Below are 21,579 nucleotides of genomic sequence, written 5' to 3'. Positions count from 1 at the left end.
GGTTCGGGGCCGGGGTCACTCCGACGGCTTCCTCCACGATCCCCCCTGTTCCTCAGCCGGGCGAGGGAGGGCTTCCGTGGGCGGGCGGGGCAGGGCTTTCGTCGCCGGGCAAGGGAGCGACGTGCCGGACCGGGGGCAGATCGAGCCACCGGGCCGTACCGGGTGTGATCACATGGGTGTGGCCTCCCAGGACGACCCGGACGGCCGGGTGGTGCGAGTCCGGTACGGCGATCCGTAGGCGCTGGGCACGGATGCGCAGGTCCACGTCCCAGTGCCGGCGGAATCTGATGCGTATCCCGAGTTTCGAGAGCTGGGGCAGCGTGGCCGGCGCCAGCCACAGTGCGTCGTCACGGGTCTCCAGCCCCGTCATCCCGCGCTGGACGAAGTCGAGGGTGCCCGCCATCGCCCCCAGATGGATGCCTTCCTCGGTGGTGCCGCCCTGGATGTCGGTCACGTCCCCGGTCAGCGCCTCCTCGCAGTACTTCCACGCCGCCTCGCGGCGTACGCGGGCCAGCACCCAGGCATGGACCAGGGAGCTGAGCGTGGAGCCGTGACTCGTACGGGCGAGGTAGTAGTCGACGGTGGCGCGCCAGGTGTCGTCGTCCAGCACATGCCCGAGCTGCCGGAAGAGGCCGGCGAGTTCCTCCGGCGAGAAGAGGTAGCCGAGCATCAGCACATCGGCCTGTTTGGACGCCTGGTAACGATTGACGGTGTCGCCCTCCGCCTCCAGGATCCGGTCCAGCCGCCGGATGTCCCCGTACCGCCTCCGGTACCCCTCCCAGTCGAGCTCGGCCAGCTCCCCGTAACCGGCGAACTGACTGATGACACCCCGGTGATACGGCACATGCAGCCGGTGGGAGATGTCCTCCCAGCGTTCCGGTTCATCGGAATCGAGCCGGAACCGGTCGAGGAGCTGCCGGCGTCGTGTCCCGGACAGGGCGCGGTACAGCTCCGTCGAACGGGACAGGACCCAGGCCGCTGTCACGTTCGTGTACGCGTTGTCGTCGAGGCCTGCAGCCTCGGTTCCCGGATAGGCGTCGTGGTACTCGTCCGGTCCGACGACGCCGCGGATGCGATACCGGGCCAGGGACGCGTCCCATTCGGCGCTGTCCGCCCAGAACCTGGCGATCTGCAACAGCATTTCCGCGCCCTGGGAGTGCAGGTACTCCGTGTCCCCGGTGGCCTGGCAGTACTGCCAGACGTTGTACGCGACCGCCGAGCCGACATGGTGCTGCAGCCGGGAGCGGTCGGGCAGCCAGCGCCCCGAGCGCGGGTTGAGATGGAGCTCCTGGGTCTCCTCACGTCCGTTGTCGGCGCTCTGCCAGGGGTACATCGCCCCGGCCCTGCCCGCCTCGCTCGCCGCTCGGCAGGCTGCGGGCAGCCGCCTGTGGCGGTAGTCGAGAAGTCCTCGGGAGACTTCCGGGAGATGCAGATTCAGGAACGGCAGTACGAACAGCTCGTCCCAGAAGACATGACCCCGGTACGCCTCACCGTGCAGTCCTCTCGCCGGTACCCCCACATCGAGTCCGGCGGTGTGCGGGGAGAGCGTCTGCAGTACGTGGAAGAGGTGCAGCCGGAGAATGCGACCCGCTTCGCCCGGGACCTCCAGCCGGACCTGCTGCCACAGATCGGCCCAGGCCCGCTGGTGCGAGGAGAGCAGATGCGAGAAGTCCGGGGCTCTTCGGACCTCGGCCACGGCTGCCCGCAGCGGGCTGCCGATCGCCAGGTCGCGCGAGGTGTACAGCGCCACCGTCTTGTCGACGACGGCGTCGGAGTCCGGGCTCAGCGGGAGCATCAGCCGCTGGAAGACCGCCTTCGCCGTGTGCCGGGAACCCGGACCGACCCGCTGTTCCTTCCCTTCACCGCCGCACCCGGCCCGTGTGCGGGCCGCCAGCGCGACACCGATGTCCGACTCCACCGTGCGGCACCTCAGCGACACCGCACCGTCCTCCTCCGTCGCGGTCACCCAGCCGGTCAGGTGCCGGTTCGACAGATCCCGGTACCGCGCGACGCCGGAGTTGCGGACGTCGCCGTCGATCCCCGTCTCCACCTCGATCGCGCCGGCCCATCCCTCCGCCCGGAACACCGTGTGCAGGGCGGCGAGATGCGGATCACCCATGTGGACCAGGCGGCACTGCTCCACATGCAGCCGCCGGCCCGCCCCGTCCTCGTAGACGGACCGGCGGGTCAGCGTGCCCCCGCGCAGATCGAGTGACTGGCGGTGTTCCACGAGGTGCTCGTGATCCGGGGAGAGCCACGGTCCCGGGGCGGTACCGGCGGGGTGGATCCGGTAGCGCAGCGGCAGCCAGTTCGGCAGGTTGACCAGGTCCTCGTTCTCCACCCGGCGGCCCCGGACCGAGGAGGTCAGCCGGTTGTAGCAGCCCGCCGCATAGGTGCCGGGGTAGTGCGAGGGGCCCTCGGACGTCTCGGACGCGGCTCCGCGGGTGGCGAAGTATCCGTTGCCGAGCGTGCACAGCGCCTCGCGCAACCGTTCCTCCTGCGGGTCGTACCCCTCGTACGACCAGGTCCAGGCGCGCGCCATCAGTCGTCCCCGGCCGTCAGCAGGTCCCCCGGATCGGGCACCACGATGTCGGCACCGTGGCGGCGCAGCTCGGCGGCGGAGGCGGGGGTGCCTGTTCGGTCCACGCCGATCACGAGCCCGAAGCCGCCACGGCGCCCGGCCTCGACCCCGGCCAGCGCGTCCTCCACCACGGCGGTGTCCCGGGCCGGGGTCCGCAGACGCCTCGCCGCTTCGACGAAGAGCGAGGGGTCCGGCTTCCCGGGCAGCCGGAGCCGACGCGCCTCGTTTCCGTCGACCACGGCGTCGAACCGGTCGACGAGGCCGGCCCGCGCCAGCAGTTCCGTCGCGTGCCGGGACGCGGAGACGGCGGCGCAGGGCACCCGCTCACGGCGCAGCACGCCGAGGAGACGGACCGTGCCGGGCCAGACGTCGACCGGGTCGGTGCGCAGGCTCTGTGTGAACAGCTCGTCCTTGCGGGCGGCGATCGCCCATACCGTCGCGGTTCCCGGTGGGTCGTCGGGGCTGCCTTCGGGAAGGTTCAGTCCCCTCGATGCCAGGAAGGCCGCCGCACCGTCCTTCCGCGAGCGGCCGTCGACGTGGCGCAGGTAGTCCTCGGCGTCGAACGGCCGCTGCCCCTGGACGGCCGACAGGCAGGCGTCGAACGCCTTCTTCCAGGCTGCGGCGTGTCTCCGGGCGGAGTCGGTGATCACTCCGTCGGTGTCGAAGACCACGGCCCGCACGGAGCGCAGGCACGGTGCCAGGGACGGTGCGGCTGCCATGACCGGGGCGGTCCCTTCGTCAGGGGCTCCTCTTCATGGCACCACGGTTCAGGCGCACGGGCGCGTCGTGGACTCCGTCCGGCATCGCGGCCGAGCGTCCCCTCAAAACCGCGCATATCGTTCACAACAGGCAGTCGCGGCCGGACACGCGCGGCCGCCGTCACAGCCCTCCAGGGACCGCCATGGACGGAGGATTCCATGTCAACGACCAGGAGTCTGCTCGACGTGATCCCGCCCGACGGCCGGACACGCCTGCTCGGCGAGGCGGGCCGCGAAGTGCCTCTGGCCCTCGACGAACGCCTCTTCGAGGAAGGCAGACGGGCCGACCACTTCTGGATCATCCGCTCCGGACAGGTCGAGGTCGACATCCATGTGCCCGGCCGTCGTGCGGCGGTCATCGAGACGCTGGGCCAGGACGATCTGCTGGGCTGGTCCTGGCTGTTCACCCCGCACGTGTGGCACATGGGTGCGCACGTGATCCGGGCAGGACAGGCCGTGGAATTCGATGCCGCTGCCGTCCGCTCGTTGTGCGAGGCCGATGCGGTACTGGGCCGGGCGGTGTACAAGTACGTCGCCGAGACGGTGGCGGAGCGCCTGTACGGAACACGGAAAAGGCTGCTGCAGCTGTACGGTCCCCGGGGCGAGGCCCTTGAGGACTGAAACGGTCCGAGGCAAGGGGCCTTCCGGGGTGCGGGACCGTCCGGGCGCGGGACCCTCCGCAGCGCCACCCTCTGTGGCGCACCCGAGGGACGAAAGGCCCATACCACCCGGCCGGCATCTGTTCCATGCTGAAGAGACCATCGACCGTTCCCGATCTCCGGGAGTTCCGATGCCCAGCCAGACTCTCGACGACGCAACGCTGGCCGACCTCGTCGCCGATGCCACCGCCGCCCCGTCCATGCACAACGCCCAGCCCTGGCAGTTCCGCTACACACGCGCCGGCCGGACCCTCACCCTCGTGGCCGACCTCGACCGAGCGATGCCGGAGGCCGACCCCGCCAACCGCGCACTGCACGTGGGCTGCGGCGCGGCGCTGCTGAACCTGCGGGTGTCCGCCGCCCACCAAGGCCTGGACGCGGTCACCGCGCTGCTGCCCGAACCATCGGCCCCTGCCGTACTGGCCACCGTCCGTCTCGGCGTCCGCCCCGACGCTCCACGGGAACCCGCGGATGAAGCGCTCGCCGCTCTCCACCCTGCGATCCGGGACCGGCACACCAGCCGCTATCCGTTCGACGAGCAGGCGATCCCCGAGGACATCCGTGCGCAGTTCGCCGACGCGGCCCGTATCGAGGGCGCGGACTTCGCGTTCCTGGCCCCGCCGCATCTGGAGACCGTGCTCGAACTGATCCGGGACGCCGAGGGATACGACCGCGGGGATCCGGCACGGGAGGCGGAGCAGGAGCACTGGACCCGGAACACGAAGACCGAGGCGCCCGTCGACGGAATCCCGGACTACGCCTTCGGCCCCCGCGACGCCTCCGAACGAGCGACCACCCGCGATTTCGCGGGAAGCGGCGTCCTCCCGGGCCGGGCACGCGTCCGGTTCGAGAAGCGGCCGCAACTGGCCCTGCTGAGCACCCCGGGTGATCACCCCATGGACTGGCTGAGCGCAGGACAGGCGCTGGAGCGCGTACTGCTGACCGCCACGCTCCACAATGTGTCCACCTCGTTCGCGACCCAGCCCATCGAATGGCCGGACCTGCGGTGGCTCCTGCGCGACCCGGTCTTCGGCACGGGGCACGCACAGATGATCGTCCGCCTGGGATACGGGCCCACGGGACCGCGCACGCCACGCCGCCCCTTGAACCAGGTACTGACGATCGAACCGTAGAAACATCCGGGCTCACGCCCGGACACGCGCCCGAGCAATTCACCCGGGCCCGAGGTGGACCGAGCACGGAAGGCGGTGGGAGCGATGCAGCTCCCCGTAGTCGTCGGAGTGGACGGATCGGAGGGCAGCCTCCGTGCCCTGGACTGGGCAGCGGCGGAAGCGGCACGATCGGGGCTTCCCCTGCGCGTCGTCCACGCGTCGCTGTGGGAGCGCTACGAAGGCACGCACTCCCCCTCCGACACCGAGCGTCCCACCGAACAGATTGTCGCGGAGCGTCTCGTCGCCGACGCCCGGGAACGCGCGCAACGGCTCGGCCCCGAGGTGCAGGTGGTGACGTCCGTGGAGCCCGAGGACCCGGTGGCCACGCTTGTCAGGGAGAGCCACGAGGCGGCCCTGGTCGTCCTCGGCTCCCGCGGCCGGGGCCGGATCGCCGGGATGCTCCTGGGGTCCGTCAGCCTCGCGCTCGCGGGCCGGTCCCACTGCCCGGTCGTGGTGGTCCAGGCAACGGCGCCGAGCACCCCGCCGAAGGCCGGCCACGTCGTCGTCGGGATCGGCAGCGCCTCAGGACCCTCGGCAGCCGCCGCCTTCGCACTCGACCAGGCGGCGGCGCGCCACGGCGAGCTGATCGCCGTACGGGCCTGGCGCTCTCCCGCCCACGAGGCCATGAGCCATCCGCTCCTCGCGGGCTCCCCGGCCTCCGCACACCACCAACAGGCCGAGGAACACCTCGAAGAGGTACTGGCGGCGCTCGACCGGACCGGTTCCCCCGACGTCACCATCCACAGGTCGGTGGTGCAGGGGCCGGCGCACCAGGAACTGATCGAAGCCGCCGCAGGTGCCGAACTGCTGGTCGTCGGCGCCCGGCGGACCGGCGGATGGCACGGATTCCATCTGGGCCCGGTGAACCACGCGATGCTGCACTACGCGCCCTGCCCGGTCGCCGTCGTCCCCGATGCGTACCTTTCGTCCCGAGCCTGAGACGTACCGGACCTGACGCCGGTCGGGAAAGCGTCGCGGTCAACAGCCGCCGGAGCCGGCAGCGGGGACACCGATACCGATCGAAGCAGTCGGAGCAACTGCCGCCCGGCCGCACCCTCCGGTTCACAGCCCCGACGGGTCGCCCGTGCTCCCCTCCTCCGCGCTCGGCGCGGGGTCGGTGTCAGGGACGTACGTCGAAGCCGGCCAGGGCTCGTACGCCGGCACGGTGCTCGACGGCGTGGGTTCGGGGCGCGCGAAGGGGCCCACGCGCTCCTGCATGAGGATCAGGATCACCACGGCCAAGAGCGGGGTGATCAGGATCAGCGCGAGGCCGATGGGGTTCCGGGGGTTGTAGACGTAGCGGCTCGTCCCCCACTTGCTCCGTATGAAGACTGGCTCATCGTCACGGTCCACAAACCGGATACTACGTCGAACACTTGAGCAGTCGAGGAGTCCAGGCACGGCGTCACCGACCTCATGGGCGCGAGCGACTGTCGGTCCCCCGCCGTACGGTTCTCCTCGTACCGATGCACTCATGTACGAGTCGATGTACTCATGTACGAGGGGGAGGGCCGACCCATGGCCAAGGCTGCCGCCGCACGTCTTGTCACCACGCTCGCCGCACCGCTGGACCGCAAGCAGGACGCTGCGGACGCCCCGCACCTCCTGCGGTGGCCCGCACATCAGGAGGACATGCGGCCCGCATCCGGCGACGGGCAGCCCGCTTCCGGCCGGCGTCTGCTCCTCCAGCGCAGCGACACCGAGCTGGTCGCCGTCGACCCGGACACCGAGGGCGCCCCGGCGATCCGTTTCCCCGCGCCCTGGCCCCGCCGCTTCGGTACCTGCACGGTGGCGCCGAGCGGTGATCTCGCGGTCTTCGCCGGGGTGCACGCGCTGCGCGCGGTGGACCCGACGGGCGCGGTGCGCTGGGAGGTCCGGCACGGCTGCTGGGACGGCAGCTGCCGCACGCTCCACACGTCGTACGAGGAGTACGCGACCGACCGTTCGCATCTGTACGCGGACAGCGGCTCGGCCGTGTTCTCGGCGGACGGGACACTGGTGTGGGCCCACATCCGCGGCCCCGTCGCGGATGCCGGACCCGACCCGGAGGCGCTGGACGAGTGGCTGGTCATCGACGCCGCCGACGGGCAGGTGCTCGGCCGGGCGGACGCGGAGACCGTCGCCGCGGGCTCGGATCATGTCCCGCACCCGGACCCCTCCCGGATGGGGCTGAGCGTCGGCGAGGGCCAGGACGGAGTGCCGATGCTGTGGGGCCGGTGGGACGGCGAGAAGCTCTCCGTCGAGCGGTTCTGCGACGACGAGCGGGTCCTGATGGCGGTGAGCCCTTCGGGCGAGCGCTTTTTGACGGTGACTCATTACGAGGAGACACTCGGCGTGCACCGGGTCGACGACGGTTCCGTACTGTCCGAACTCGACACCGAGAACGCCATTCCCCGCCACCCCGAGGCCGATCTCGACGACAAGGACGCCGACGAGACGCTCTGGGACTACGAGTGCGGCTTCCTCGACGAGGAGACCGTCATCGCCGGTACGTCGGAGAGGGACGAGGAGTACGGCGAGGAGCGCCACTGGCTGGTGAGCGCGGACGCTGCGCAGATGCGGGTGGTGGCACAGATCGCGTACCCCTTCCCGGTATCGGGCGGAGTCACGGCCCTCGGCGACGGCACCTGGTACACGGTGTCGGAGGCGGGCGACGCCGTGCATGTGTGGAGCCGGTAGGCCGCGCCGGGGGCGTCAGCCCAAGGCTCCCGCCCCCCAATCACCCGCATTCGGCCATACATTGGCCGAAGAATGATCTTCAGCTGACCTGCCGATCCTGCCGATGCAGAAGACATCTACGTTGTTTCCGTGCCGTGAGGAGGCCTGCCATGGGCGACACTCTGCTGGCCCTGTCCATCCCCGTGCTGGTCTTCGCCGGCGGTATCTACGCGGCGTGCGAGAGCTGGTGGCGGCGTCGGCACCCCGCGCCGCCGTCCCCGTACACGCATCAGGCGGCGCGGCTGGCCGAGCGCGCGATGCTGGTGGACGCCGAGGACATCGTCGACGGCGCCTACACGAGGCTGGGCGGCCTCTACGACAGCCCGGGTTCGCCGGACACACACCCTCCGGCCCCCGGCGTCACGCGCCGGGAGGCCGCCAGCCCGGATCCCGGCCGGTCAGCGCCAGCACCTGCTCGAAGGGGCTAGCCCCGTCCGGTACGGGATGGGGCTCGCCGAACACCTTCGCCTCCCGGGCCATCGGCGCCATCGCGGCCAGCCCGGGACCGATCTCGCTCAGCACGGACTCGTCCGGAACGAACTCCTGGCCGGTGGCACGGGCCAGATCCCAGGCATGAACGGTCAGATCGCCCAGCACCATGTTCCCGACGGTCCTGGCCGGGAGCCCCATGGACCCCGCGGTCCCCTCGTCGGCGCCGGGCACGGCCCAGGCCGCCACCAGCTTCGCCGTCTCCTCGCCGAAGCGGGCCCGCCAGTCCCCCGTGACGGCGTCCGGCACCTCGCCGAAGTCGGCCTGCTCCCTGGCCGCCAGGGCCTGGAAGTTGACGACCACTTGGAAGAGATGGTTGACCAGGGCCCGTACGTCGTACTCCGCGCACGGTGTGGGGTCTCCCAGGCTGTTGTCGTCGATCCCGTGCATCACGGGGACGGCCCGCCCGGCGGCCGCTTCCAGCAACTCGCTGATCTTCTTCATGCTTCGACCCTGCGTGCCGGAGCCGACCGGTGCTTGAAGAAACGCGACACTGCCCCCACGGAGTTCCGCGCGTCATAGGATCGCCGCCATGGCAGGTCCTCGACGCGACACCCGGGGCATCGTCGACGCCCCCGAACTCTTCGCGCAGGTACGTTTCCGCCGCCGCGAGCCCGCCCCTGCACTGCGGCCGTACCTGGAGCACTACTGGCTCATCGACTGGGATCTGCCGAAGCCGTACGCCTCCCATCTGGTGCCGCACCCGTCCGTGAATCTGGTCTTCCAGCGGTACGGGACCGGTGAGGACCACGGTGCCGGGTTCGCAGAGGTCTCGGGCATCGGTCTGGAGCTCTTCACGCAGAAGCTGGAGGGCCGGGGGCGGGTCTGCGGTGCGCAGTTCCGGCCCGGCGGATTCCGCCCGTTCGCACCGGACCGGCCGGTATCGGAGTGGACGGGGCGGCGGCTCCCCGCGGGCGAGGTGTTCGCCCCGCCCGCCCCGCCGTCGGCCGTGCTGGACCCGGCGGACGAGGACGCACGGGTGGCGGCACTCGACGCGTATCTGCTGGGGCTCGGCCCGGAACCGGACCCGCAGGCCGAACGTGCGATGGCCCTGGTCGAGCTGGTGCGTACTGACCGCACGGTGCGCCGTGTCGACGAACTCGCCCGCATCGAAGGGCTGTCGTCGCGCTCGCTCCAACGGCTCTTCGCCGCGTACGTCGGCGTCGGCCCCAAGTGGGTCATCCTCCGCTACCGCATCCACGAGGCGCTGGAGCGGGCCGAGTCGGACCCGGAGGTGGACTGGGCGGCACTCGCCGCGGAGCTCGGTTACAGCGACCAGGCCCACCTGATCAGAGACTTCACAGCCACGGTCGGTGTTCCGCCGACCGCGTTCACCCCACGCTGATTTGCCGGAGGGCCCCCTCCGATTACCCAAGTCCCATCCGGCTGTCAGTGCCGCGTCCTACAGTTTTGGCATGGAACGCACCGCTTCATCATCCGTACGGATCGAGCCCTGGTCGGACGCCGACCTGGAGCTGCTCCGCCGCGCCAACGCACCGGAGCTGATGGACCATCTGGGCGGCCCCGAGACGGAGGAGCAGCTCATAGCGCGTCACGAGCGCTACGTGGCGATGAGCGCGGACCGGACGGGCGGAGGCAGGATGTTCCGCATCGCCCTGGCCGACGGGGGCGAGGCCGTGGGCACGATCGGTTTCTGGGAGCGGACCTGGCAGGGCCGGGAGGTGTACGAGACGGGGTGGGCCGTCCTCCCCGGATACCAGGGCCTGGGCATCGCGACGGCCGCCACGACAGCCGTCGCCGAACAGGCCCGCGCCGAGCACAAGCACCGCTATCTGCACGCCTATCCGTCCGTCGACAACGGCGCGTCGAACGCGGTGTGCCGCAAGGCCGGCTTCACCCTGATCGGCAAGTGCGACTTCGAGTACCCGCCCGGCAATGTGCTGCTGACGAACGACTGGCAGCTGGACCTCACCCCGGACGCCCCGGACGCTGGGCGCTGAACCTCGGCCCACGCTCAGGCCCACACCGGGCCCGGCCTTGAGCTCAGTCCAGATCAAGGACCTTGTCGAAGTTGAACGCGACGATGCTCAGCCGCTCCCGCAGATAGAAGCGGTGGGCGTCGGTGCGTTGCGTGCCCGAGTCCAGGTTGAGGTGCAGACAGCCGGCCTCCCTGGCCCGCCCTTCGAGATGCCCGAGGAGCCGGCGGCCGACACCGGTGGAACGGGCGCCTTCGGCGGTGACCAGGTCGTCCACATACAGCATCCGGATCTGGCTGGTGTTGTCGACGATGCGCCAGCCGGCCGCGCCCACGCAGGTGCCCTCGTCGTCGTAGGCGGCGCTGAACCGCAGCCCCTGTGCGTGCCCCTTCGCGTACACCTCCCGGAAGAGGTCCTCGGTGAGGTGCGGGCGGAGTTCGCGCAGGACGGGAAGCAGGTCGGCGGCCAGTCGGGCATCGCCGGGTTCGAGGTCGAGGATCTTCATGCGGGAACTGTAGGCGCCGGGGCCGCCCGGGCCCATCCGCTTCGGGCACGCCCGAAACCGTTTGACGGGCGGGCCCTACTCCAGGATATTCATCTGCGTCGCGCAGCTTATGCGCATCACAGATAAAAAATGATCAGAGGAGGCTCCACCCCATGCTCACCCTCGTCACCGGATGCCGAGGCCGTATCGGCTCCACGCTCGTCTCACTCCTGCACCGGGACGGCCACGCCGTACGTGCCGCCTCGCGCACCCCCGAGAAGCTCACCACCCTGCCCGCCGACGTACCGATCGTGGCCTGCGATCTCGGCGATCCCACCACCTTCGCGACCGCTCTCGACGGGGTCGACTCCGTCTTCCTCTACGCCGAGGCGTCCGGCATCGACGCCTTCCTCTCCGCGGCCGAGACCGCCGGAGTCGGCCACATCGTGCTGCTGTCCTCCAGCTCGGCCCTCGGCCCGGACGCCCACGGCAACCCGATCGCCGCCTCCCACCACGCGGTGGAACAGGCCCTGACAGCCTCGCCCCTCACCACGACGCTGCTCCGCCCCGGCGCCTTCGCGAGCAACGCCTACCAGTGGGCGGAGTCGGTACGGACCCACGGCTCCGTCGGCCTCCCCCACCCCCGCAGCCACACCAGCCCGATCCATGGGACCGACATCGCCGAGGCCGCCCTCACCGTTCTCACCGACCCTCGGCTGCAGGGCGCGGCATACCACCTGACCGGCCCCGAATCTCTCACCGCCGCCGAACAGATCGACCTGCTGGCGGCGGCGGCCGGGCGCCCCATCACCGTCGACACCGTGACCGGGGAGGCCTGGAAGAAATCCGTGGCCCCCTTCGTTCCCGAGCCGATCGCCGACGCGCTGCTCGCCTACTCGGCCGCCACGGACGGCTCACCGGCCGAGGTGACCGGCGACACGGAGAAGCTGACCGGCCACCCGGCCCGCGCCTTCGCCACCTGGGCCCAGGAACACGCGGCAGCCTTCCGCCGCTGAGCCCTGCCCCCGGCGCCGAAACCCCTGGCTGACGCACCCCGCGCAATGACATCCTGACGAGGTGAACGGACCGGAGATCCACCTCGAAGTCGACCCCGCACTGCGGCTCTTCGTCGCCCATGCACGCCGCAGGGGACGCTCTGCCGTGACCACCGACGGCTCCTCCACCCTCGGTCATGTCGTGGAGTCGCTCGGCATCCCGCTCACCGAGGCCGGACAGCTCCTGGTCGACGGCCGCCCCGTACCCGTCTCGCACATCCCGGGGGCGGGCGAGCTGGTCGAGGTACGCGCCGTGGAACGCCCCCAGCGCGTCCCGGGCGCACCCCTGCGGTTCCTGCTCGACGTCCACCTCGGCACGCTCGCCCGGCGGCTTCGGCTGCTGGGCGTCGATGCGGCGTACGAGAGCGAGGACATCGGTGATGCCGCGCTGGCCACCCGGTCGGCGGACGAACGCCGCGTACTGCTCTCCCGGGACCGCGGGCTCCTGCACCGGCGGGAGATCTGGGCCGGGGCGTACGTCTACAGCGACCGGCCGGATGACCAACTGCGCGACGTGCTGGAGCGGTTCACGCCGCATCTGGCCCCCTGGACCAGATGCACCGCCTGCAACGGCCCGCTGAAGGCGGCCGACAAGGACTCCGTCAGCGACCATCTGGAGCACGGCACCCGGCGCTCGTACGACGTCTTCGCGCAGTGCACGGAGTGCGACCGCGTCTACTGGCGGGGGGCCCACCACTCCCGCCTGGATGCGATCGTCACGAAGGCGCTCCACGACTTCGCGCCCACTCCCCCGGACGACACCGAGGAGAACGACCACGACCGGGCGCCGTCAAGCCCGTCCGGGGCCGGAGACTGACGAGGCCCCCTCCCGCAACGCCGTGACCTGCAGTGCACTCAGCTCGACCGTCCGCCGCATATGGGCAATGAGCAGAGCCACTTCGTCATCGTCGTACGCCTCGAACATCGCCGCCCACGCCCCGTTCAGCCGCTCCCACACCGCACCGATCTCCGCCATCCGCTCCGGGACGGTCGTGACGAGCACCCGCCGCCGGTCGGCCGTGTCACGCTCGCGTGTCACATAGCCGCCCCGCTCCAGCCGGTCGACCAGCCGGGTCGCCGACCCCGTGGTGAGCCCGGTCAGCTCCGCGATGCGGCCCGTGGTGACCGGCACCGTCTCCAGACTGAGCAGATTGAGGCACTGCAGATCGGTCGGGTGGAGCCGCAGATGGTCCGCGACGGCCTGGTTGAAGAGGGCGTACGCGGCCATGTAGCGGCGCGACTCGACGGTCAGCTCGGCCATCAGCGCACTGCGGCGGGCCCGGGGCTTCTGTGGCATGCAGAGAGTGTACGAAGCAGATAACACACGAAGGCACGTTCGTCCTCGTCACCCCCCGACGACGCCGCCGCTCCGGCATCACCGGCCCCGCTGCTGCACACCCACTGGAGGGGCGACCGCACCACCTCCCTGCTCGTCCGCCCCGACGACTGCGGGGCGCAATGCCCCCGGCCACCACCTCCGGCGCACCGGCAGTCACGGTCGCAGCCGCAGCCGCGCCACCCATCCCCAGCACCACAGTCGCAGCCGTCGCCGCGGCGAACACCACGGGCGCAGCTCTACGTGTCACCAACATGCCCCGAAGATGCAGATCACCCCGAATCGTCCATATTCACCCACCTGTTCGGCGCGCCCTCTCCCTCGCCGCCCATGACACCCTGACTCCATGGTCGTCGCCCGCTCTGTCGCTCTGTTCGTCATCGCCGCGCTCTTCGAGATCGGCGGCGCCTGGCTCGTCTGGCAGGGCTTGCGTGAGCACCGGGGCTGGATCTGGATCGGCGCGGGCGTCATCGCGCTGGGTGCCTACGGTTTCGTCGCCACGCTCCAGCCGGACGGCGAGTTCGGCCGCATCCTCGCCGCGTACGGCGGTGTCTTCGTCGCGGGCTCGATCGCCTGGGGCATGGTCGCCGACGGCTACCGCCCCGACCGCTGGGACGTGATCGGCGCGCTGATCTGCCTGGCCGGCATGGCCGTGATCATGTACGCCCCGCGCAACCACTGACCGCGCACCTGCCTATCCTGGCCCCGTACCGATCAGCTGCCCGAGGAGTCCGCCATGGCCGCCATCCCGATCGCCGTCATCACCGGAGCGAGCAGCGGCATCGGCGCCGCGACCGCCCGACAGCTGGCCGCCGCCGGCTACCGCGTAGTCCTGACCGCCCGTCGCAAGGACCGCATCGAGACGCTCGCCGCCGAGATCAACGAGGCGGGCCACCAGGCAACGGCCTACGCCCTGGATGTCACCGACCGCGATGCGGTGGACGAGTTCGCCACGGCGTTCCGTACCCTCGCCGTCCTCGTCAACAACGCCGGCGGCGCACTCGGCGCCGACCCCGTCGCCACCGGCGACCCCGCCGACTGGCGCCAGATGTACGAGACGAACGTCATCGGCACGCTCAACGTCACCCAGGCCCTGCTCCCCGCCCTCACCGCGGGCGGGGACGGCACGATCGTGATCCTCTCCTCCACCGCAGGCCTCGCCACCTACGAGGGCGGCGGCGGCTACGTGGCCGCCAAGCACGGCGAACACGTCCTGGCCGAGACCCTCCGCCTGGAGATCGTCGGCACCCCGGTCCGGGTCATCGAGGTCGCCCCGGGCATGGTCAAGACGGAGGGATTCGCCACGACCCGCTTCCGCGGTGACACCGAGAAGGCGGCGAAGGTGTACGCGGGCGTCGAGGCCCCCCTCACCGCAGACGACGTGGCCGACACCATCACCTGGGCCGTCACCCGCCCCAGCCACGTCAACATCGACCTCCTGGTGGTCCGCCCCCGCGCCCAGGCCTCCAACACCAAGGTCCACCGCACCACCTGACCCGCACCGCCTGACCCGCACCGCCTGGGCCCGGCGAAGACCCGAAAGAGCCCGGAGCCCAGAAGGAGCCCCGGACACACCACCCGCGTCCGGGGCTCCTCCGTTCAGAGGTCCTTCCGTCCGGAGGGCCTCCGTTCAGTCGCGCGCAAAAGGCCTCAACCCTTCACACACACAACCTGCTTGAGCTTGGCGACGACCTCCACCAGGTCCCGTTGCTGCTCGATGACCTGCTCGATCGGCTTGTACGCGGCCGGAATCTCATCCACGACGCCGGAGTCCTTGCGGCACTCCACGCCCCGCGTCTGATCCTCCAGGTCCCGCGTCGAGAAGCGCCGCTTCGCAGCGTTGCGGCTCATCTTCCGGCCGGCGCCGTGCGAGGCCGAGTTGAAGGACTTCTCGTTCCCGAGGCCCTTCACGATGTACGAGCCGGTGCCCATCGAGCCCGGAATGATCCCGAAGTCCCCGGAACCCGCACGGATCGCCCCCTTCCGCGTGACCAGCAGGTCCATGCCCTCGTACCGCTCCTCCGCCACGTAGTTGTGGTGGCAGGAGATGACCGGCTCGAAGGTGACCTTGGCCTTCTTGAACTCCTTGCGGACCACGTCCTGGAAGAGCGCCATCATGATGGCGCGGTTGTGCTTCGCGTACTCCTGCGCCCAGAACAGGTCGTTCCGGTACGCCGCCATCTGCGTGGTGTCGGCGATGAATACGGCCAGGTCGCGGTCGATCAAGTCCTGGTTGTGCGGCAGCTTCTGCGCCTGCCCGATGTGGAAGTCGGCCAGTTCCTTGCCGATGTTCCGCGATCCGGAGTGCAGCATCAGCCAGACCGAACCCGACTCATCGAGGCAGAACTCGATGAAGTGGTTGCCCGATCCGAGCGTTCCCATCTGCTTCGTGGCACGTTCCTGACGGAACTTGACCGCATCGGCGACCCCGTCGAACCGCCCCCAGAAGTCGTCCCAGCCCGGCGCCCGGAAGCCGTACAGCCGCTCCGGCTCCACGGCCTCGTCATGCATGCCGCGGCCCACCGGAATCGCCTGCTCGATCTTCGACCGCAGCCGGGACAGGTCGCCCGGCAGGTCATTGGCCGTCAGGGAGGTCTTCACCGCGGACATTCCGCAGCCGATGTCCACGCCGACCGCCGCCGGACAGACCGCACCGTGCATCGCGATCACCGAACCGACCGTCGCCCCCTTGCCGAAGTGGACATCCGGCATGACGGCAAGACCCTTGATCCAGGGCAAAGTGGCCACGTTGCGCAGCTGCTGCATCGCGACGTCCTCGACCGAGGCCGGGTCGGCCCACATGCGGATGGGGACCTTCGCGCCCGGCACCTCTACATACGACATAGTTCCTCGATTCCCCCGAAAAGCCTGAAAGCGCAAAACCGGTGCCAAGGTCGGCAAATGAGTCGGCCGACCGGCATTCACAGCGGCGCGTGCGATACACATTGTGTCAACCGGTCGCCATCGAGCGGCAACCGTTTTTCGCACGAAGGGAGCCCAGGACCGTGCGACGAATGGCGTACGTACCCGGCACCGCGCTACTGGCAGCGCTTGTCGTCGGCTGCAGTGCCAGCACCGGAACGGGTGGCTCCGCCCCCGACAGCAAGCCCGGCGAGGCGACCGTCGCCGCGGCGGCCCCCGGCAAGTACCGCACTCTCCCCGACCCTTGCCGCGCCGTTGCGCCGTCCGCGCTGAAGGACCTGCTCCCGGTCGCCGCCGAACTCCCCGAGGACCAGCAGAAGAAGGTGTACGAGGGCGCGGCCACCATCACCTACGACACCGACCGCAGGGTCGGCTGCCGCTGGAAGTCCGAGGCCCCCGACGCCTCGCACACTCTCTTCATCGACTTCGAGCGTGTCGTGTCCTACGACCCCTCGGTGAGCGATGACGACCGCGCCCGCGAGGTGTACACGAAGAAGGAGACCGCCGCCGGTCTGTCCTCACCCTCCGCCGCACCCAGCAGCACGAAGGACGCGGAGAAGCGGACATCCCCCTCCTCGGACTCCGCGTCGGGCTCCGCCTCGCACGCCCTGTCGGGCCCGGCCTCCGAAGACGGGAACGCGAACGATCCCGCAGGCGAGAACGGCAGCGACACCGGCGGCAGCACGGACGGCAGCGCAGGCAGCGCAGGCAGCGCAGGCAGCGCCGACGAGAGCCTTCTGCCTCGCACCCTCGATGACCTCGGAGACGGTGCATTTCTGGACGATCTACTCACTCGGGCAGGTTCCACCGCACAGAACCGCACGGTGAGCGTGGTATTCCGCACATCGAACGTCATCGTGACCATCGAGTACACCGAGCAGCCGGCCGTCCCCACCGGACCCCCCGACAGCAAGGAACTGCAGGACAAGGCCCAGTCGCTGGCCCGGAAGCTGGTCGACAAGTTCAGCGAATAGCCCCGCCCGGGGCACCCCGGACCGGTGTCGCCCGCGTCCGCCGGGTACCCGACCGAGGCGGCATCCGGTCGCCGTCCGTCGTACCGTGGCCCTCCGGAACACCCGCTGAACCACCCGCCGACCGCCGACGCCCGACCGCCCGACCGCCCGATCGCGCCGACCACCTGGCAGCCCGCCCGCCGCGCCACCCGAGTGAAGGAACCATGCACCGTTCAGCCCCGCGACTCTCCCGCATACTCGCCTGCGCCGCCGTTCCGGTGATGCTCGTCGTCGCCGGCTGCTCGTCGGACTCCGGCGACAAGAAGGGCTCGGGTTCGTCCTCGTCTTCCGCCGCGCCGAGCGCGAAGAAGTCGGAAGCGACCGTCGAGCCGGCGAAGTTCGCCGCGCTGCCCGACCCGTGCAAGTCGATCAGTGCGAAGACGGTCACCTCCCTGGTCCCCAAGGCGAAGTCCAAGGGCGGTACGCCTGCCAGCTCCAGCGACACCGCGTACCGCGCGGGCTGCTCCTGGAACGGCCTCGACGACAACGGAGTGAAGGGTTCCCAGTACCGCTGGCTCGACGTCGGCTTCACCCGCTTCGACTCGGACCAGGCCCTGGGCAGCGGCGCCAAGCGCGCGCAACAGGACTACGCGAAGCAGGTCGCCAAGGCCAAGGCGACCGAGGGTGCGAAGAAGGTCGCCGAGGCTCCTGTCTCCGGCATCGGCGAGCAGGCCACCAAGATCACATATGACCTCACCAAGACGAGTGAGGACTTCAAGTACGCAACGGTCGTGGCCCGTACGGGGAACGTCGTCGTCACCCTCACCTACAACGGCGCGGGTTACGCGGGCGCGAAGACTCCGTCCGCCGACGACATCCTGAAGGGTGCCGAGAAGGCGGCCAAGGAGGCAGTGGCCTCGGTCGCCGCCGGCACGAAGTCGGACGCGCCGAGCGGGTCGGCCAAGCCCAGCGAGAAGGCCACGGAAAAGAAGACGAGCTAGCCGACTCGGCAGGGCCTGCCCCAACGCCCCTGCCCGGAAGCAGTTTTACGAAGCCCGGTCCTCCCCCGAGTACCGGGCTTCGCCCCTCCCCGCGCAACACGCCGCTCCCTCATGTGCCAGGCTGTGCCCGCCAGAAGTCGGAACAGGACGTCGGACAAGGGAAACGGGGAGGGGAACGCGGGTGGCCGCGATGCAGCTGACACGCACCCACCGGATACTCATCGGGCTCGTGGTCGCCGGTGCGGTGCTCATCGCCGCGATCGGTTTCGCGGGTTCGTACGCTGCGGTGCGCGAGCTCGCCCTGCAGAAGGGCTTCGGCAACTTCTCGCTGGTCTTCCCCATCGGCATCGACGCGGGCATCTGTGTCCTGCTCGCCCTGGACCTGCTGCTGACCTGGCTGCGCATCCCGTTCCCGCTGCTGCGCCAGACGGCCTGGCTGCTGACCGCCGCGACGATCGCCTTCAACGGCGCCGCCGCCTGGCCCGACCCGCTCGGCGTCGGCATGCACGCGGTCATCCCGGTGCTGTTCGTCGTCTCCGTCGAGGCCGCCCGGCACGCCGTCGGCCGGATCGCCGACATCACGGCCGACAAGCACATGGAGGGCGTGCGACTCACCCGCTGGCTGCTCTCCCCCGTGCCGACGTTCCGGCTGTGGCGGCGGATGAAGCTCTGGGAGCTCCGGTCGTACGAGCAGGTCATCAAGCTCGAACAGGACCGGCTCATCTACCAGGCCCGCCTCCAGGCCCGCTTCGGCCGCAACTGGCGCCGCAAGGCACCCGTCGAGTCCCTGATGCCGCTGCGCCTGGCGAAGTACGGCGTTCCACTGGCCGAGACCGGACCGGCCGGCCTCGCCGCCGCAGGCATCGAACCGGCCCTGCTGCCCCCGGCCCCGGCCCTGGTCGAACCGGGCGAGTACCAGCCCGAGTTGCCGTACGCCGAACCTCACCCCCAGCAGGAGCACGAGCAACAGCAGCAGCACGCCCACCCCTCCGACCCGGCCGCCGCCGAGGAGTGGCCCCAGGAGGGCCCCGGCTCGCACGAGAGCCCGTGGTTCGCGGCGTCCCAGGCGCCGGACGACACGTACGAGAGTGCGTACAACCCGACGTACGTCGAGGGCCTGGAGCCCACCCCGGTCATGGTCCCGTCGGGCCCCGGCGGCCGCACCCGCCCCCTGGGCAACGTGGGCACCATCGGCGCCGTCCCGGGCCCCCGCGCCGCGGAACCCCAGCCGGAGCCCCGGTCCGAGGAGCCGGAGCCGGAACCCCGGCCCGTGCAGCAGCAGGAGCCCGACCCTTCCGAATGGGCCGAGGCCGAAGTCGAGTTCAGCAAGATCGCGTACGAGGTGTTCACCGCGTACACGCACGCGCACCAGGACTACCCGAGTGCGGAGGTCCTCGACATACACCTCTCGGACGGCCACAACGTCAGGCACCCCCGCAGCTCGGCCCTGCTCCGCCGCCTCCTGCCGGGGTTCAAGCAGCGCTTCGACAACGAGATGGCGGAGAACCACATCGCGTAGGCCCCCGCCCGGCCCGTCCGGCGTTCAAGGACGGAACCGGCAAATACGGAGGGCCGTCACCCGAATCACCGGGTGACGGCCCTCCGTACAAAAGGCACCTACGCGCCCAGCAGCCTACTCACTGAGTAGTCTGCGCACCCGCTCAGCGCCCACGGCCAGCAGCAGCGTGGGCAGCCGCGGCCCCGTGTCCCGGCTGACCAGCAGCCGGTACAGCAGCGCGAAGAACGACCGCTGCGCGGCCTTCAGCTCGGGCGTCGGCTTGGCGTCCGGCTCCAGGCCCGCCAGGGTCTTCGGCACGCCGTAGACGAGCGTGGTGAGCCCGTCCAGCGACCAGTGCGAGTCCAGCCCCTCCAGGAGCAGCCGCAGCGACTCACGGCCCTGCTCGTCCAGCGAGCCGAGCAGTTCCTTGTCCGGCTCAGCGCGGACGATCGTGCGGGCCTCGGCCGGGACCTGGCTGGTGATCCAGTTCTCGGCGCGGTCGAGCCGGGGCCGGGCCTCGTCCAGCGAGGTCAGCGGGTTCTCCGGGTCCAGCTCGCTCAGGATGCGCAACGTCTGCTCGTCGTGCCCGGCCGTGATGTCGACGACCGAAGCGAGGGTGCGGTACGGCAGCGGGCGCGGCGTGCGCGGCAGCTCACCGGCGGCCGTGCCGATGGCCCTCGCGTACGCGGCGGCGTCGGCGGACAGCACCGAGCCGTCCGCGACCTTGCGCGCCAGCGAGTCCCACTCGTCGTAGAGCCGCTGGATCTCCTGGTCGAAGGCGATCTTGAAGGACTGGTTGGGCCTGCGGCGCGCGTACAGCCAGCGCAGCAGCGGCGCCTCCATGATCTTCAGCGCGTCGGCCGGAGTCGGCACGCCGCCCTTGCTGGAGGACATCTTCGCCATGCCGGAGATGCCGACGAAGGCGTACATCGGGCCGATCGGCTGTACGCCGTCGAAGATCTCACGGACGATCTGGCCGCCGACGACGAACGAGGAGCCCGGCGAGGAGTGGTCCACGCCGCTCGGCTCGAAGATCACGCCTTCGTACGCCCAGCGCATCGGCCAGTCGACCTTCCAGACCAGCTTGCCGCGGTTGAACTCGCTCAGCCGGACGGTCTCGGCGAAGCCGCAGGACGTGCAGGTGTAGTTCAGCTCGGTGCTGTCGTCGTCGTACGACGTGACGGTCGTGAGGTCCTTCTCGCAGTTGCCGCAGTAGGGCTTGTACGGGAAGTAGCCGGCCGAGCCGCCGCTGCCGTCGTCCTCACCGGCCGCGCCGGAGCCCGCCTCGGCCTCCAGCTCGGCCTCGTCTACCTTCTTCTGCTGCTGCGGCTTCTTGCCGCCCTTGGCTCCGGCCGCCGGGTCCTTCTTCGTCCGGTACCGGTCGAGGACTGCGTCGATGTCGGCCCGGTGCTTCATCGCGTGCAGGATCTGCTCGCGGTACGCGCCCACCGTGTACTGCTCGGTCTGGCTGATGCCGTCGTACTCGACGCCCAGCTCGTCCAGCGCGGCGGTCATGGCGGCCTTGAAGTGCTCGGCCCAGTTCGGGTACGTGGACCCGGCCGGGGCGGGCACCGAGGTCAGCGGCTTGCCGATGTGCTCGGCCCAGGACTCGTCGACACCCGGGACACCGCCCGGAACCTTGCGGTAGCGGTCGTAGTCGTCCCAGGAGATCAGGTGCCGGACGGTGTACCCCCGGCGGCGGATCTCGTCGGCGACCAGGTGCGGGGTCATGACCTCGCGGAGGTTGCCCAGGTGGATCGGGCCCGACGGCGAGAGACCGGACGCGACGACGACCGGTTTGCCAGGCGCACGACGCTCCGATTCGGCGATGACATCGTCCGCGAAGCGGGAGACCCAGTCGGTCTCGGTGCTGCTCTGACTCTGAGCCACGGTCTGCACGTCCTTCTCTCTTGTAGGACTCGTAGGAACACCCTTGTGGGACTCATAGGGGCACCGCCCATTCTCCCAGGTCCCACCGGTAGCGCGAAAACGCCTTTACTCACCGTGGAATACTGG

The 21,579-nt window shown here is 70.4% G+C and carries 22 protein-coding genes; 14 read left to right on the top strand and 8 right to left on the bottom strand.

Features of this window, described 5'->3' with window-relative positions:
• Positions 1-52 precede the first annotated feature (52 nt).
• Positions 53-2,542, bottom strand: coding sequence for a glycoside hydrolase family 65 protein (locus OG609_RS23265; RefSeq protein ID WP_327274589.1), 2,490 nt, complete (start codon positions 2,540-2,542; stop codon positions 53-55).
• A complete protein-coding gene (locus OG609_RS23260; RefSeq protein WP_327274588.1) occupies positions 2,542-3,300 on the bottom strand; it encodes an HAD family hydrolase in 759 nt (252 codons plus the stop codon). The genes OG609_RS23265 and OG609_RS23260 overlap by 1 nt, the downstream gene beginning before the upstream one ends.
• Positions 3,301-3,498: 198 nt before the next feature.
• Here OG609_RS23260 and OG609_RS23255 point away from each other — a divergent pair, with 198 nt between their 5' ends.
• From OG609_RS23255 to OG609_RS23245, 3 genes are all read left to right on the top strand, one after another.
• Entirely contained in the window at positions 3,499-3,960 is a 462-nt protein-coding gene (locus OG609_RS23255; RefSeq protein WP_327274587.1) for a Crp/Fnr family transcriptional regulator, read from the top strand.
• Positions 3,961-4,129: 169 nt separating this feature from the next.
• Positions 4,130-5,131 carry an Acg family FMN-binding oxidoreductase gene (locus OG609_RS23250; protein ID WP_327274586.1) on the top strand — a complete coding sequence of 334 codons (1,002 nt, stop codon included), beginning with the start codon at positions 4,130-4,132 and terminating at the stop codon, positions 5,129-5,131.
• Between the two features lie 84 nt (positions 5,132-5,215).
• A complete protein-coding gene (locus OG609_RS23245; RefSeq protein ID WP_327274585.1) occupies positions 5,216-6,109 on the top strand; it encodes a universal stress protein in 894 nt (297 codons plus the stop codon).
• 123 nt (positions 6,110-6,232) lie between these two features.
• On the opposite strand, the gene OG609_RS23240 is transcribed toward OG609_RS23245, so the two are convergent.
• The gene (locus OG609_RS23240; protein WP_327274584.1) at positions 6,233-6,523 is read right to left on the bottom strand and encodes a hypothetical protein; all 291 of its coding nucleotides are present in this window, start codon (positions 6,521-6,523) and stop codon (positions 6,233-6,235) included.
• 165 nt (positions 6,524-6,688) lie between these two features.
• On the opposite strand from OG609_RS23240, the gene OG609_RS23235 reads away from it, so the two are divergent.
• On the top strand, positions 6,689-7,849 hold the full coding sequence (locus OG609_RS23235) for a hypothetical protein (RefSeq protein WP_327274583.1): 1,161 nt from the start codon (positions 6,689-6,691) through the stop codon (positions 7,847-7,849).
• Positions 7,850-7,998: 149 nt separating this feature from the next.
• On the top strand, positions 7,999-8,316 hold the full coding sequence (locus OG609_RS23230; protein ID WP_327274582.1) for a hypothetical protein: 318 nt from the start codon (positions 7,999-8,001) through the stop codon (positions 8,314-8,316).
• On the opposite strand, the gene OG609_RS23225 is transcribed toward OG609_RS23230, so the two are convergent.
• Complete coding sequence (locus tag OG609_RS23225; protein WP_327274581.1) at positions 8,249-8,821, bottom strand: TIGR03086 family metal-binding protein; 573 nt, start codon at positions 8,819-8,821, stop codon at positions 8,249-8,251. The two genes, OG609_RS23230 and OG609_RS23225, sit on opposite strands and share 68 nt — an antisense overlap.
• 88 nt (positions 8,822-8,909) lie before the next feature.
• Between OG609_RS23225 and OG609_RS23220 the strand changes: the two genes are divergently transcribed.
• Together OG609_RS23220 and OG609_RS23215 are read left to right on the top strand one after the other, a co-directional pair.
• On the top strand, positions 8,910-9,722 hold the full coding sequence (locus tag OG609_RS23220; protein WP_327274580.1) for a helix-turn-helix domain-containing protein: 813 nt from the start codon (positions 8,910-8,912) through the stop codon (positions 9,720-9,722).
• A gap of 70 nt (positions 9,723-9,792) precedes the next feature.
• Entirely contained in the window at positions 9,793-10,338 is a 546-nt protein-coding gene (locus OG609_RS23215; RefSeq protein WP_327274579.1) for a GNAT family N-acetyltransferase, read from the top strand.
• A 43-nt stretch (positions 10,339-10,381) separates the two neighbouring features.
• Here the strand turns inward: OG609_RS23215 and OG609_RS23210 are convergent, their stop codons facing one another.
• Positions 10,382-10,819 (bottom strand): GNAT family N-acetyltransferase, encoded by a 438-nt coding sequence (locus tag OG609_RS23210; RefSeq protein ID WP_327274578.1) that lies wholly within the window; start codon positions 10,817-10,819, stop codon positions 10,382-10,384.
• A 152-nt stretch (positions 10,820-10,971) separates the two neighbouring features.
• Here OG609_RS23210 and OG609_RS23205 point away from each other — a divergent pair, with 152 nt between their 5' ends.
• Positions 10,972-11,814, top strand: coding sequence for an NAD(P)H-binding protein (locus OG609_RS23205; RefSeq protein ID WP_327274577.1), 843 nt, complete (start codon positions 10,972-10,974; stop codon positions 11,812-11,814).
• Between the two features lie 61 nt (positions 11,815-11,875).
• Positions 11,876-12,670 carry a Mut7-C RNAse domain-containing protein gene (locus OG609_RS23200; RefSeq protein ID WP_327274576.1) on the top strand — a complete coding sequence of 265 codons (795 nt, stop codon included), beginning with the start codon at positions 11,876-11,878 and terminating at the stop codon, positions 12,668-12,670.
• On the opposite strand, the gene OG609_RS23195 is transcribed toward OG609_RS23200, so the two are convergent.
• Positions 12,644-13,150 carry a MarR family winged helix-turn-helix transcriptional regulator gene (locus OG609_RS23195; RefSeq protein WP_327274575.1) on the bottom strand — a complete coding sequence of 169 codons (507 nt, stop codon included), beginning with the start codon at positions 13,148-13,150 and terminating at the stop codon, positions 12,644-12,646. The two genes, OG609_RS23200 and OG609_RS23195, sit on opposite strands and share 27 nt — an antisense overlap.
• Positions 13,151-13,535: 385 nt before the next feature.
• On the opposite strand from OG609_RS23195, the gene OG609_RS23190 reads away from it, so the two are divergent.
• Both OG609_RS23190 and OG609_RS23185 read left to right on the top strand, forming a co-directional pair.
• Positions 13,536-13,871, top strand: a complete 336-nt coding sequence (locus OG609_RS23190) for a YnfA family protein (protein WP_093898485.1) — start codon at positions 13,536-13,538, stop codon at positions 13,869-13,871.
• Positions 13,872-13,925: 54 nt separating this feature from the next.
• On the top strand, positions 13,926-14,684 hold the full coding sequence (locus tag OG609_RS23185) for an SDR family NAD(P)-dependent oxidoreductase (protein WP_327274574.1): 759 nt from the start codon (positions 13,926-13,928) through the stop codon (positions 14,682-14,684).
• 155 nt (positions 14,685-14,839) lie between these two features.
• Here the strand turns inward: OG609_RS23185 and OG609_RS23180 are convergent, their stop codons facing one another.
• Entirely contained in the window at positions 14,840-16,033 is a 1,194-nt protein-coding gene (locus OG609_RS23180; protein ID WP_327274573.1) for an RtcB family protein, read from the bottom strand.
• Between the two features lie 170 nt (positions 16,034-16,203).
• Between OG609_RS23180 and OG609_RS23175 the strand changes: the two genes are divergently transcribed.
• The 3 genes from OG609_RS23175 (at position 16,204) to OG609_RS23165 (ending at position 19,584) form a co-directional block, all read left to right on the top strand.
• Entirely contained in the window at positions 16,204-17,085 is an 882-nt protein-coding gene (locus OG609_RS23175; protein ID WP_327274572.1) for a DUF3558 domain-containing protein, read from the top strand.
• Positions 17,086-17,288: 203 nt separating this feature from the next.
• Positions 17,289-18,065, top strand: coding sequence for a DUF3558 family protein (locus OG609_RS23170; RefSeq protein ID WP_327274571.1), 777 nt, complete (start codon positions 17,289-17,291; stop codon positions 18,063-18,065).
• Positions 18,066-18,246: 181 nt separating this feature from the next.
• A complete protein-coding gene (locus OG609_RS23165) occupies positions 18,247-19,584 on the top strand; it encodes a DUF2637 domain-containing protein (protein ID WP_327274570.1) in 1,338 nt (445 codons plus the stop codon).
• 114 nt (positions 19,585-19,698) lie between these two features.
• On the opposite strand, the gene lysS is transcribed toward OG609_RS23165, so the two are convergent.
• A complete protein-coding gene (gene lysS, locus OG609_RS23160) occupies positions 19,699-21,462 on the bottom strand; it encodes a lysine--tRNA ligase (protein WP_327274569.1) in 1,764 nt (587 codons plus the stop codon).
• Positions 21,463-21,579: the final 117 nt, after the last annotated feature.

Origin of the sequence: Streptomyces sp. NBC_01224, assembly GCF_036002945.1 — a bacterium.
GTDB lineage: Bacteria > Actinomycetota > Actinomycetes > Streptomycetales > Streptomycetaceae > Streptomyces.
The sequence above is the reverse complement of the archived record's forward strand: the minus strand, read 5'-3'. Positions and strand labels throughout refer to the sequence as shown.